This is a genomic window from endosymbiont of Galathealinum brachiosum, assembly GCA_003349885.1.
In the GTDB taxonomy this organism is placed as follows: Bacteria; Pseudomonadota; Gammaproteobacteria; order SZUA-229; family SZUA-229; genus SZUA-229.
Genome location: QFXC01000014.1, coordinates 169,627 through 182,903 on the forward strand (window position 1 = coordinate 169,627; position 13,277 = coordinate 182,903).

Here is a 13,277-nt window from a genome sequence, read left to right on the forward strand (position 1 = left end):
GATTGAATAATGGCAAATTATATAACTCCACTGCGCGATATGCGTTTTGTATATAACGAACTTCTTGATCCGGAAGCGATTCAGGCTTTACCCGGTTTTGAAGAAATAAGTCCTGATTTAGTTGATGCACTTTTAGAAGAATCGGGTAAGTTTTGTGAAGAACAATTACAGCCGTTAAATCGAAGCGGTGACGAAGAAGGCTGCCATTTTGAAAATGGCAATGTAACGACACCAGAAGGATTCAAAGAAGCCTATAAAGGTTTTTGTGAAATGGGTTTAAACAGTCTCACATCAGATCCACAATACGGTGGGCAAGGTCTACCAAAAACAGTCGCTATGCTTGCCGAAGAAACCATGTGTGGTGCAAATTTCTCATTCAGCCTTTACCCGGGTCTGACTGCAGGTGCAATTAATTCAATTGAGTTATACGGCAGTGAAGAATTAAAAAACACCTACCTGCCTAATATGGTTGAAGGCACCTGGAGTGGTTCTATGTGTTTGACTGAACCTCACTGCGGAACTGATTTAGGTTTATGTCGCACTAAAGCCATCGTTCAGGATGATAATAGTTACCTTGTAACCGGTACTAAAATGTTTATCACTGCGGGTGAACATGATCTTACAGAAAATATTATTCATTTAGTTCTAGCAAGAACGCCCGATGCACCTGAAGGCATAAAAGGTATTAGTTTATTTATCGTACCTAAATTATCCATCAATGAAGATGGTACATCTGGCGATGCAAATGGCGTTACCTGTGGATCAATAGAACATAAAATGGGCATTAATGCGTCAGCAACCTGTGTTATGAATTTTGATGATGCAAAAGGTTACCTTGTTGGAAAACTCAATAAAGGCATGGAAGCCATGTTTGTCATGATGAATAATGAACGCTTAGGTGTTGGTATACAGGGCCTGGGCGTTGCAGAAGCCTCATATCAAGGTGCAGTAGAATATGCTCGTGATCGTATACAGGGCCGGGCTTTAACCGGTGCAAAAAAACCTGCTGATAAAGCCGATCCTATTCTGGTACATCCTGATGTCAGGCGTATGTTATTAACACAACGCGCCTTAATCGAAGGCAATCGAGCTTTAGCTGCATGGGTCGCCTTTGAACTTGATATCTCACACAATCATCCGGATGAAAAACGACGTAAACAGGCTGATGATTTTATCGCATTAATGACACCTGTTGTTAAAGCCTTTATGACAGATTGTGGTTCAGAAGTATCCAATATTGGTATGCAGGTACTCGGTGGTCATGGTTATATTCGTGAAAACGGTATGGAACAATATGTACGTGATGCACGTATTGCTCAAATTTACGAAGGCACAAATGGTATTCAGGCATTAGATCTTTTAGGGCGTAAAATGCCCGCTCATTTTGGTCGTAATATGCGCCCTTTCTTCCATGCTGTGCGTAATTATATTTACGAGAAAGAAATGAACTATGAATTAAAAGAATTTTTAATTCCTCTCGCTAAAGCATTTGGTCGGTTACAGAAGATCACGGCCGTATTAGCACAACGTGGAATGAAGAATCCTGACGAAATTGGTATGGCTTCTACAGATTATTTACGTATGTTAGCGTTAGTCGCTCTAGCCCATCAATGGATGCGTATGGCTGAAATTGGACTGCAGAAAAACAATGGTGATGATGCGATGTTTTATCAGGCGAAAATTGATACAGCAAAATTTTATTTTGAACGTATATTGCCACAGACCGGTGCATTGTTTGCAACAATGATGTCAGGTTCAAAAAGCACGATGTCATTTAATGATGATGCGTTCTAAATGCTTAATTATAACTACATCATTCCCGAACACTTATTTCGAGAATGATAGAACATAGGAGCTAACATGAAAATTCTGGTTGCTGTTAAACGAGTCGTTGATTACAACGTAAAAATTCGTGTCAACGCAGACAATACTGCTGTTGAGCTAGCCAATGTAAAAATGTCGATCAATCCTTTTGATGAAATTGCCGTTGAAGAAGCTATTCGAATAAAAGAGGCTAAAAAGGCTGATGAAATCATTGTTGTTTCTATCGGTCCAAAAGAAAATCAGGAAACTATTCGCAGTGCATTAGCTCTGGGAGCTGATCGTGGTTTATTAATGCAAACTGACGAAGACATCCAGCCTTTAGCTGTAGCTAAAATTTTAAAACATGTTGTTGAAACCGAAAATCCTGATCTGGTTATTCTGGGTAAACAGGCCATTGATGATGACAGTAATCAAACTGGACAAATGTTATCTGCTTTAATGAACTGGCCTCAGGGTACCTTTGCCTCAAAAGTTGATATAAATGGTAACGAATTGAATGTTACACGTGAAATTGATGGGGGCCTGGAGACACTTAAACTTCAGTTACCTGCAGTTATTACAACAGATCTGCGACTCAATGAACCTCGTTACGCAAAATTGCCCAACATCATGAAAGCTAAAAAGAAACCTCTGGATATTCAGGATGTTTCTGAAATGGGTATTGATATAAAACCACGGCTATCCACCCTAAAGGTAACAGAACCATCACAACGTAGTGCAGGCATTAAAGTCACCTCCGTAACAGAGCTGGTTGAAAAACTACGTAACGAAGCAAAGGTGATTTAAATGAGCATTTTAATTATTGCTGAACATGATAATACACAACTTAAAGCAGCCACCTTAAACACTGTTTCTGCTGCAAAAAAATTAGATGATGAATTACATATTTTAGTTGCAGGTGAAAACTGTAATGAGGTTGTTAAAGCAGCGTCTAAAATTGAGGGCATAAACAAAGTACTCAATGCAGATAACGCTAACTATGCTCATGCCCTTGCAGAAAACCTTGCATTATTAGTTACAAAACTTGCTGAAGATTACACACATATATTCACCCCTGCTACAACCACGGGCAAAAACTTTATGCCTCGAGTTGCGGCGTTATTAGATGTAGCGCAAATCTCTGACATAGTAGCAGTTGAATCAACAGATACTTTTGTTCGCCCAATCTATGCGGGTAACGCAATGGCAACCGTTCAAAGCAGTGACACAATTAAACTAATTACAGTTAGAGGAACCGCTTTCGATCCGGTGAATTCAGAAAGTGGTACCGCTGAAGTTCAAACAATAGAAAGTGCCGACAACTTTGCGCGGTCACATTTTGATAATCATCAACTCACAGTTTCTGAACGTCCTGAGTTAACCAGTGCTCAAGTGGTTATTTCCGGTGGACGAGGAATGGGCAATGGTGAAAATTTTGCATTACTTGAAAACATTGCGGATAAACTAAATGGTGCTATTGGCGCATCTCGCGCAGCAGTTGATGCCGGTTATGTTCCTAATGATTATCAGGTTGGACAAACGGGTAAAATTGTTGCGCCTGATCTCTATATTGCGGTTGGTATAAGTGGTGCAATACAACACCTTGCAGGAATGAAAGAAAGCAAAGTGATTGTAGCCATTAATAAAGACGAAGATGCTCCTATATTTCAAATTGCTGATTATGGTCTGGTTGCAGACTTATTTGAGGTATTACCAGAGTTAACTGATTTACTATAAGTCACTTTGCAGTGACAAACTGTTTAGCTGTTACATTATTATAAAAGGATTACAAAATGGAACGTGAATCCATGAATTATGACGTTTTAATCGTTGGTGGTGGCCCTTCCGGCTTATCAGCTGCCATTCGTTTGAAACAGTTATCTGCAGAAAAAAACAAAGACATCAGTGTGTGTATCGTTGAGAAAGGATCTGAGATAGGCGCACATATTCTTTCTGGAGCAATTGTAGAACCTCGCGCATTAAACGAGCTACTGCCTGACTGGAAAAAATCAAATGCGCCATTAAAAACACCCGTAACAAAAGAAAAAATGTTTATTATGACCGAAAAATCGTCTATACCAATTCCGGGCTGGACACTACCACCGCAGATGCATAATAGCGGAAACTATATAACCAGTTTAGGAAATATGTGTCGCTGGCTGGGTGAAAAAGCAGAAGAACTTGAGGTTGAAATTTATCCGGGTTTTGCTGCAGCTGAAATACTGTATACCGACGATGCTCAGGTCAAAGGTATTGCTACGGGTGATATGGGTTTAAATTCAAAAGGTGAAGAAAAAACCGGTTTCGAACCTGGCATTGAGCTACACGCTAAATACACACTATTTTCTGAAGGTTGCCGTGGTTCATTATCTCAACAATTAATGGCAAAATTTAATCTTCGTAATAGCTGTGACCCACAAACTTATGGTTTAGGCATAAAAGAATTATGGAAAGTAAAACCTGAAAACCATCAACCAGGCTTAATTATTCATACAGCCGGATGGCCACTAAAAAGTGATACCTATGGCGGTTCTTTTGTTTATCACCTGGAAGACAATCAGGTTGCTGTAGGTTTTGTAATCGGACTGGATTACAGTAACCCACATATTTCACCTTATGAAGAATTCCAGCGTTTTAAAACTCATCCGGATATTATAAAAACATTTAAAGGTGGCGAACGTATTTCTTATGGCGCAAGAGCATTAAATGAAGGTGGTCTACAATCACTACCTGATTTAATTTTCCCCGGTGGTGCATTAATCGGTTGTAGTGCGGGCTTTCTAAATGTATCAAAAATTAAAGGCACGCATACTGCTATGAAAAGTGGAATGATAGCAGCTGAATCTGTATTCGATGCTTTAAATGAAGATCGCCATCATGACCTGTTAAGCGACTACCCTCTAGCTCTAAAAAAGTCCTGGTTATTTAACGAGCTTAAACAGGCAAGAAACTTTAGACCCGCATTCTCAAAGTGGGGACTCTGGGGCGGCACATTATATACCGGGCTTGACCTTAAATTACTACGAGGAAAAGCACCCTGGACATTGCACCATCAATCTGAAGACAGAAAGCAGTTTAAAACCGCTTCTGAATCACAGGCCATTAATTATCCAAAACCGGATGGCGTAATTAACTTCGATCGTTTAAGTTCTGTATTTATTTCTAATACTAACCATGAAGAAGACCAACCCGTTCACCTTAAACTAAAAGACAAAAACATACCTCTAGATATTAATCTGAAAAAATACGATATGCCTGAAATACGATACTGCCCTGCAGGCGTTTATGAATTGGTTGAAGAAGATGGAGCTCAAAAATTACAGATCAACGCTCAAAACTGTTTACATTGTAAAACCTGTGATATAAAAGACCCAACAGACAACATTACCTGGGTAACACCTGAAGGCAGTGGCGGACCAAACTATCCAAACATGTAGATAAATACTGCAAAACTATTTAAATGGACATCTTAATGGAATCAAAACGTGAGCAAATATTACATTGGGCAAATCAGGGATTAATTGATAAACAAAAAATATTTCAAGTACTTACAGATTTACACATAATCCCAAACAAGCATTCCTGGTCACTTTTCATCGGGCAATTACTTTTATGGTTAGGAGGGCTTGCTTTAAGTTTATCCATGATGTTTTTCATCGCTTATAATTGGGATGATCTGGGAAAATTTTCTAAATTTGCATTAGTTGAAAGCATGATAATCAGCTGTCTCGTTTTTTACTGGAAATTCTCGACTAATAAAATAGCATCACAACTTAGCCTGATGTTTTCCAGTATATCTTTAGGTGTTCTTCTCGCCCTCTTCGGACAAACCTATCAAACCGGTGCTGACACCTGGCAGTTGTTTGCCTACTGGGCCTTGCTCATTACTCCCTGGGTTTTTGTAGCAAGATTTCCAGCCATAGTAGTTTTATGGATTTTCCTGATTAATATATCGATGTTACTCTACTTTCATACCATGGGGCGTTTCTTTACATTGTTTTTCAGTTCTGATGAAAACCTTTTATGGACGGCTTTTATATTTAACAGTTTAATCTGGTTTTTCTGGGAACTCAGTTGCAAATCGATTAACTGGTTAAATGAACGCTGGGCTATAAGACTTATTTCAACTGCTGCTGGCATGCCTGTCACGGCATTATTAGTAGTATCGATTATAGACAGTATCAATCATAATGAATTAGCCATTATAAGTTACCTAACACTTATAATGATCAGTTATATTGTATATCGAAAAAAGGTTAAGGACCTTTTTATGTTAGCTGGCATGTCACTTTCACTAATCATTGTATTAACTTTCTTTTTTGCGAAAATTCTATTCGATAAAGGCTCTGAGTTAAGTGGATTTTTAATCATGACTATTTTAATTATTGGTATGGCATCTAGCGCCGCTATCTGGCTTAGAAACATATACAGGGAACAGCAATGAGCTCAGATAATTCTGAATTATGGTTAAAGCTAAAAACACTTAATTATGTCACCGGTGATAGCCCTGACTCATTAGATATCGAATCGCCCTGGTATGTCAGATTAATGACCGGCTTTGCCGCCTGGATAGCTGCACTTTTTATGCTCGGTTTTTTAGGCATGTTATTTGAATCCATTTTGGACAATGGTGAAGCAGCCATTAGTATCGGCTGTATAATGATGCTTACCTCATATCTGATTTTTAAAAATAAAAAAAACAATGATTTTATAAATCAATTTTCACTTGTCTTTAGTTTTTCTGGTCAGATATTATTTATAATAGGTGTCATAGAAATAGAAGATACATTTGGTAGCAATACCTGGTTTTATATTTTCATACTACAGGCATGTCTCGCCCTGTTCATGCCAAATTATGTACACAGAGTCTCCTCTTCATTTTTTTCTGCTATTGCTCTTAGCATGGCAATGACGCACAACAATATAGTTTTTTTACAGTCAGCCATCCTGATATCAATTAGCAGTTATATATGGATTAATGAATTTAAATGGTTTGATAAACACAGCACATTAATACCTATATCATATGGACTGACATTAGCTTTAATTTATCAGGAATCAACAAACGTATTCTTTGACGACTTCAACGAGCTATTCAGGAACTTACATTCAATAGAGGAAACCTTATTATTTCCATGGGCTGGCGAGTTATTAATTGGCCTAAGTCTTCTGTTTGTTGTTTGGCAGTTACTTATAAGACACAATATTAGGATATCTAATCGGATATCTATAGCATCATTTATTGGTGCTATATTACTTATATTAATATCATTAAAAGCAACCGGCATTACGGTTGGCATTACTATCTTAATACTGGGCTACGCTAATGGAAACAGGATATTAATGGCATTAGGAATCAGCGCCTTGTTATTCTATATGTCTTCCTATTATTACTTGCTCGACAACACACTTTATGAAAAATCTCAGTTACTTGCTATTTTAGGCATTTTTCTTTTAACAGCTCGTTGGTTAATGACATATCTATCATCAACTAAAACTTTAAAGGGTAGCGAAAATGAGAACTAAAATAGCTCTACTCTCCGGTGTAATTATTCTAATATTAATAAACTGGTCAATCTACAGTAAAGAGAAGCACCTGTCTGAAGGAAAAGTAGCATATCTGGAGTTAGCACCTGTAGACCCCCGCTCACTGATGCAAGGTGATTACATGGCTTTAAGATTTTCCTTAGCTAATAAAATTAGTGCAAAGCATAATATAAAGCAAAGTAAAGAAATTGATGGATTTGTTGTTGTCACACTAGATGATAAAAATATTGCCAGCTTTTCACGATTAGATAACAACTCTAACCTTGAAGATAACGAGTTATTAATGCATTACAGAATTAGAGATTCGAGAATAAAATTTGCAACAAACGCTTTTTTCTTTCAGGAAGGAAATGCCAGTGAATTTGAAAAGGCAAAATACGGCCAGTTTAGAGTGAATAATAAAGGCGACTTATTATTAGTCAGTATGCATGATAAAGACTTAATAATACTTGGCAATAACCAGAGGTAACTACTATCGTCACCTCTGGTATGATCATTAAGAAACAGAATCAAGCAACTTGCCCAGTCCTTCTTTCAACTCTGTTTCAGCAACCACTTTCAACTCATTATTCATTCTTGACGGATCTGCAAGTGAATGAACAATATCTCCTTCTCTTGGTTCGCCGTGTGTAAACTCTGCATCATTACCAGAAACATCTGACAACACATCAATCAGGTCTAGTAGTGATGTTTTCTTACCCGTCGCCACATTAACAGCACCATGATAAGTTAATTCAAGTGCAGCAACATTTGTTCTAGCCACATCACGCACATAAATAAAATCACGTGTATGTTCGCCATCGCCATTAACAACAAACGGCTGTTTATCTTTAATTCGATCCATAAACAATGCGATTACACCTGCATAAGGTGATTTGGGGTCCTGCCTTGGTCCATATACATTAAAGAAACGCATACCCACTGAATTGAAATCATATAAACGATAATATAAATCTGCATAGTCTTCGTTAAATTTCTTTTCCAGACCATAAGGTGAAAGCTGCTTCATTGGAACATCTTCGGTTAGAGGCAAACTATGAGGCTCTCCATAAATGGCCGCTGAAGATGCATAAACCATCTTTTTAACCCCTTCATTTTTCGCCGCATCTAATACATTAAGAAAACCTATAATGTTCTGTTGTGCTGAAAACTCAGGATCTTCGAGAGAAGCAACCACAGAAACCTGCGCCGCAAGATGCACTACATGAGTAATGCCCTTCATAACTTCTTTTACAGTATCAGCATCACGAATATCGCCTTCTACAAACTCCATTAAAGGATGCTCGTCAGGTAGATTACTACGGTGACCTGATGTTAAGTTATCAAGTATGCGAACTTTAATACCTTTTTCCATTAACAGGTCTGCTGTATGTGATCCGATAAAACCGGCTCCACCTGCGATTAAAACTTTATTCATAATGTTCCTTTATATTTTAACTTATGCCACTTGGCAATATAAATCTATCCAGCCCAAACACGGGCATTTCTAAACATTCTCATCCATGGGCTATCTTCATCCCAGTCAGATGGATGCCATGAATGCTGCACACTTCTGAACACGCGTTCAGGGTGTGGCATCATTATTGTCACACGACCATCGTCTGTTGTGAAACCTGTTAAACCATCTGCTGATCCATTAGGATTTAACGGATAAGTTTCAGTCGCTTCACCATAATGATTTACAAAACGCATTGCCTGATGACTTGCGTTAACATCAGCACCCGCTTTAAATTCTGCACGGCCTTCACCATGCGCGACCGCGATTGGCATTTTAGAACCCGCCATACCCTGTAAAAACAGAGATGGAGATTCCAGAATTTCTACAGTGCTAAAACGTGCCTCAAACTGTTCAGACAAGTTTCGCACAAAATGTGGCCAGTGATCTGCACCCGGAATTAATTCCTTAATATTTGCCATCATCTGACAACCATTACATACACCTAATGCAAAACTGTCATCACGCTGGAAAAATGCACCAAATTCATCACGCGCTTTTTCATTAAACAGAATCGTTTTGGCCCAGCCTTCACCCGCACCTAGAACATCACCGTATGAAAATCCGCCACAGGCAACAAGACCTTTAAAATCACTTAAAGAAACTCGCCCAGAAATCACATCACTCATGTGAACATCAACACTTTCAAAACCGGCATGATCAAATGCTGCAGCCATTTCAATCTGACCGTTGACACCCTGCTCTCTCAATATCGCCATTTTTGGTTTTACATTCGTAGCGATAAAGGGTGCCGAAACATTTTCATTAATATCAAAACTTAATGATGGAGAGATACCCGGATCTTTTTCATCCAGTATTAAATCAAATTCCTGTTTTGCACAAACCGGATTATCACGAAGACTTTGCATCTGATAAGTTGTTTCAGACCAGGTACGCTGTAAATTAATACGTGACTCTTCAAAGATGGGTTCTACATCATTAAAGATTTTAATTGTGTCACTCTGGTTGATCGTACCAATAACATAACTATGGTCGCCTAAACCATTCGCTTTCAGATCATTAATAATAAACTCAACATCATTAGCTTCAATCTGAATAACTGCACCCAGTTCTTCACTGAATAATGCGGCTGTTTTATCAGCTGACATTCCAGCAACATCGATACTGACACCACAATGCCCGGCAAAAGACATTTCACAAAGCGTAGTAAATAAACCACCATCAGAACGGTCATGATATGCCAGTAATTTACCCTGATGATTAAAATCCTGAATCACTGAGAAAAAGTTTTTCAATAATTCCGGTTTTTCTAAATCAGCAGGTTTATCTCCAATCTGCTTGTAAACCTGTGCGAGCGCTGAACCACCTAAACGATTTTTACCCTCACCAAGATCTATTAATACCAGTAAAGTACCCGCTTTATTCTGTAACTGTGGCGTCATTGTGTTACGCACATCTGTTACCGGTGCAAAAGCAGTTATAACTAATGACAAAGGCGCTGTAACAGAACGCTCTTCTCCGTCCTGCTCCCACACTGTTTTCATAGACATGGAGTCTTTGCCAACAGGAATCGCAATTCCAAGTTCAGGGCATAATTCCATACCAATCGCTTTTACCGTATCGTATAAAATGGCATCTTCACCCGGATGCCCCGCTGGGGCCATCCAGTTTGCAGACAGTTTTATATCACCCATTTTATTAATTGCACTGGCTGCAATATTGGTAATGGCTTCACCTACCGCCATTCGACCAGACGCTGCGCCATCTAATAACGCAATAGGAGTTCGCTCCCCCATCGCCATCGCTTCACCACTGTGTACATTAAATGAAGTTGTTGTAACAGCCACATCAGAAACAGGTACCTGCCATGGACCCACCATTTGATCACGTGAAATTTGCCCGGTAACACTACGATCACCGATGCTAATTAAAAATGTTTTATTCGCAACAGACGGCAAAGATAAAACACGATTTGCTGCTTCTTTAAAATCTATATCTTTAGTTTCGAAAGCTTTGTGTTCTACACTTTCATGTTTAACATCACGTAACATTTTAGGAGGTTTACCAAGTAGAACATCTAATGGCATATCAACCGGGTAATCATCAAAATGTTTATCGTGAACTTTTAATTCTTTCTCTTCTGTCGTTAAACCTAAAACCGCATAAGGGCAACGCTCACGTTCACAGAATGCTTTGAATTCCTCTAAACGATCATCAGCAATCGCTAACACATAACGTTCCTGTGATTCGTTACTCCAGATCTCCATTGGAGACATGCCCGGCTCATCTATATGTACTTCGCGTATTTCAAACTCTGCACCACGACCTCCATCATTGACTAACTCGGGCAAAGCATTTGATATACCACCCGCACCTACATCATGAATCCAGATAATCGGGTTATCACTCTGTGCCCAGCAACGATCAATCACTTCCTGACAACGACGTTCCATCTCAGGATTACCACGTTGAACTGAAGCGAAGTCCAGATTCTCTGCACTTTCACCAGATGCCATGGACGATGCAGCACCACCGCCCAGACCAATTAACATTGCCGGGCCACCTAGCAAGACAATCGGAGTACCAACAGGCATATCGATCATATCGATATGCTCTTTACGCATATTACCGAAACCACCCGCTAACATAATCGGTTTATGATAACCCCGTATTTCATCACCATTAGTGCCGGGTGTTTTTTCTTCAAAGGTACGGAAATATCCATTTATATTTGGACGACCAAACTCATTATTAAACGCTGCTGCACCTAATGGGCCTTCGATCATAATATCCAGAGCAGATACAATTCGATCCGGTTTACCATTATCCGTTTCCCAGGGCTGTGTTAAACCGGGAATTTGCAGGTTTGAAACAGAAAAACCACTTAAACCCGCTTTAGGTTTAGAGCCACGACCGGTTGCACCTTCATCTCGAATTTCACCACCTGAACCCGTAGCGGCACCCGGAAAAGGTGATATAGCTGTTGGGTGATTATGCGTTTCTACTTTCATCAATATGGGCATAGACTCCTGATGCCAGGTATATTCCCCATTTGGTCCATCAGCAAAAAAACGGCTTGCCGTATTGCCCTCAATAACCGATGAATTATCATGGTAAGCACTGAGAATATTTTCAGGAGACTTGTTATAGGTATTACGAATCATGCCAAACAGAGAAATATCCTGTTCTTCACCATCAATAATCCAGTCTGCATTGAAAATTTTATGACGACAGTGCTCTGAGTTCGCCTGAGCAAACATCATCAACTCCGCATCCCCGGGATTACGCTCAATAGATTTAAAATAATCAACCAGATAATCAATTTCATCCGCTGACAACGCCAGACCTAACTCGGTATTTGCACTTACCAGAGCCTCACGCCCACCACTTAATATATCTACATGAGCACCTTCTGTAGGTTCTGCTTTATCAAACAACGCAGCAGCTGATTCAAAATCGACCAGCACCATTTCAATCATTCGATCATGGATCTGTGAATGTATAAATTGAGTATCGGATTTATTAAGGCTGCCAGAATCAAGCTCTATATAATAAGCAATGCCCCGCTCAAGACGCTGTATTGACTCCAGACCGCAATGATTTGCAATATCCGTGGCTTTTGATGCCCAGGGAGAAATTGTTCCAAAACGTGGGATAACCAGAAATAGCTGCCCTTTATGCTCCTGTGCACTAAAAGCAGGCCCATAGGTAAGTAGCTTATTTAAAACCGTGGTTTGATCTTCTGTTAAATCACCCTGAATATCCGCGAAATGCACGTATTCTGCCTGTATATTACTAATGGCTGGAATTTTAGACTTAAGCTGAGAAAGTAACTTTTCAATACGAAAAGCTGATAACGCGGGGGATCCACGGAAATAATGCATTTATGGCCTCAATAAGAAATTAAGTAAGCCGACCTGTTGAAAAACACAAATCAGAATAAGCCGTGAATTTTAAAGCAATGCACGAATGATCGCTACCAATCCATGCTATAATAAGCAAATACTTAAGGACGCTCATTAAATAAGCGGTCTTAGTGTATTGGGGGTGACATGGCTTCGACGTGGGTAGTGAACCCACTGGTGCATGTCGAGGGGCAGAGGACCTCGTAAATCTAACTGCAAACTTTTAGTTGCCAACGACGACAACTACGCAATCGCTGCCTAAACACCAGTAGATTGCCTTCCGGCCAGTGCTTGCTTGTAGGCGTTGGATTTCGGGAGTCATCCTATACAAGATCGTGATCTGTTCAGCCTGAGTTCAGAACACTAAAACTTAAACGGGCTCGTTGATCAAAATCCTGTATCGCCGGAGTTTGTGATATTAAATTAAAAGGCGGAAACTAAACATGTAGACCCAATGGCAGATCGCTTGCGGACGGGAGTTCGATTCTCCCCACCTCCACCAACCACGTATTTTAAGCTGTCCTAGGACGGCTTTTTTTACACCTAAAAACAATGACTTAGCCTAT

General features: G+C 39.5%; 9 protein-coding genes and 1 other RNA gene. 8 read left to right on the forward strand and 2 right to left on the reverse strand.

The window, feature by feature from the left end:
- Positions 1 to 9: 9 nt before the first annotated feature.
- From DIZ80_17350 to DIZ80_17380, 7 genes are all read left to right on the forward strand, one after another.
- On the forward strand, positions 10 to 1,794 hold the full coding sequence (locus tag DIZ80_17350) for an acyl-CoA dehydrogenase (GenBank protein RDH80789.1): 1,785 nt from the start codon (positions 10 to 12) through the stop codon (positions 1,792 to 1,794).
- Between the two features lie 66 nt (positions 1,795 to 1,860).
- On the forward strand, positions 1,861 to 2,610 hold the full coding sequence (locus DIZ80_17355) for an electron transfer flavoprotein subunit beta (protein ID RDH80790.1): 750 nt from the start codon (positions 1,861 to 1,863) through the stop codon (positions 2,608 to 2,610).
- Positions 2,611 to 3,540, forward strand: a complete 930-nt coding sequence (locus DIZ80_17360) for an electron transfer flavoprotein subunit alpha (protein ID RDH80791.1) — start codon at positions 2,611 to 2,613, stop codon at positions 3,538 to 3,540. It abuts the gene before it with no gap.
- A gap of 56 nt (positions 3,541 to 3,596) precedes the next feature.
- Positions 3,597 to 5,240 (forward strand): electron transfer flavoprotein-ubiquinone oxidoreductase, encoded by a 1,644-nt coding sequence (locus DIZ80_17365; GenBank protein ID RDH80792.1) that lies wholly within the window; start codon positions 3,597 to 3,599, stop codon positions 5,238 to 5,240.
- A 23-nt stretch (positions 5,241 to 5,263) separates the two neighbouring features.
- Positions 5,264 to 6,247 (forward strand): DUF2157 domain-containing protein, encoded by a 984-nt coding sequence (locus DIZ80_17370; protein ID RDH80793.1) that lies wholly within the window; start codon positions 5,264 to 5,266, stop codon positions 6,245 to 6,247.
- Positions 6,244 to 7,329 (forward strand): hypothetical protein, encoded by a 1,086-nt coding sequence (locus DIZ80_17375; protein RDH80794.1) that lies wholly within the window; start codon positions 6,244 to 6,246, stop codon positions 7,327 to 7,329. The genes DIZ80_17370 and DIZ80_17375 overlap by 4 nt, the downstream gene beginning before the upstream one ends.
- The gene (locus DIZ80_17380) at positions 7,319 to 7,819 is read left to right on the forward strand and encodes a hypothetical protein (protein RDH80795.1); all 501 of its coding nucleotides are present in this window, start codon (positions 7,319 to 7,321) and stop codon (positions 7,817 to 7,819) included. Before DIZ80_17375 ends, DIZ80_17380 begins: the two co-directional genes overlap by 11 nt.
- 27 nt (positions 7,820 to 7,846) lie before the next feature.
- Here DIZ80_17380 and DIZ80_17385 read toward each other — a convergent pair whose 3' ends face one another.
- Together DIZ80_17385 and DIZ80_17390 are read right to left on the reverse strand one after the other, a co-directional pair.
- Positions 7,847 to 8,767: a hypothetical protein gene (locus DIZ80_17385; GenBank protein RDH80796.1), complete on the reverse strand. Its 921-nt coding sequence runs from the start codon at positions 8,765 to 8,767 to the stop codon at positions 7,847 to 7,849.
- 44 nt (positions 8,768 to 8,811) lie between these two features.
- Positions 8,812 to 12,690 carry a phosphoribosylformylglycinamidine synthase gene (locus DIZ80_17390; protein ID RDH80797.1) on the reverse strand — a complete coding sequence of 1,293 codons (3,879 nt, stop codon included), beginning with the start codon at positions 12,688 to 12,690 and terminating at the stop codon, positions 8,812 to 8,814.
- Positions 12,691 to 12,849: 159 nt separating this feature from the next.
- On the opposite strand from DIZ80_17390, the gene ssrA reads away from it, so the two are divergent.
- Positions 12,850 to 13,213, forward strand: a transfer-messenger RNA (tmRNA) gene (gene ssrA, locus DIZ80_17395).
- Positions 13,214 to 13,277: the final 64 nt, after the last annotated feature.

Bases quoted from the DNA above. Each gene is read 5' to 3' on its own strand.
- DIZ80_17365 (RDH80792.1), top strand. From the start codon at position 3,597: ATGGAACGTGAATCCATGAATTATGACGTTTTAATCGTTGGTGGTGGC.
- DIZ80_17380 (RDH80795.1), top strand. From the start codon at position 7,319: ATGAGAACTAAAATAGCTCTACTCTCCGGTGTAATTATTCTAATATTA.
- DIZ80_17370 (RDH80793.1), top strand. From the start codon at position 5,264: ATGGACATCTTAATGGAATCAAAACGTGAGCAAATATTACATTGGGCA.
- DIZ80_17360 (RDH80791.1), top strand. From the start codon at position 2,611: ATGAGCATTTTAATTATTGCTGAACATGATAATACACAACTTAAAGCA.
- DIZ80_17390 (RDH80797.1), bottom strand. From the start codon at position 12,690: ATGCATTATTTCCGTGGATCCCCCGCGTTATCAGCTTTTCGTATTGAA.
- DIZ80_17375 (RDH80794.1), top strand. From the start codon at position 6,244: ATGAGCTCAGATAATTCTGAATTATGGTTAAAGCTAAAAACACTTAAT.
- DIZ80_17385 (RDH80796.1), bottom strand. From the start codon at position 8,767: ATGAATAAAGTTTTAATCGCAGGTGGAGCCGGTTTTATCGGATCACAT.
- DIZ80_17355 (RDH80790.1), top strand. From the start codon at position 1,861: ATGAAAATTCTGGTTGCTGTTAAACGAGTCGTTGATTACAACGTAAAA.
- DIZ80_17350 (RDH80789.1), top strand. From the start codon at position 10: ATGGCAAATTATATAACTCCACTGCGCGATATGCGTTTTGTATATAAC.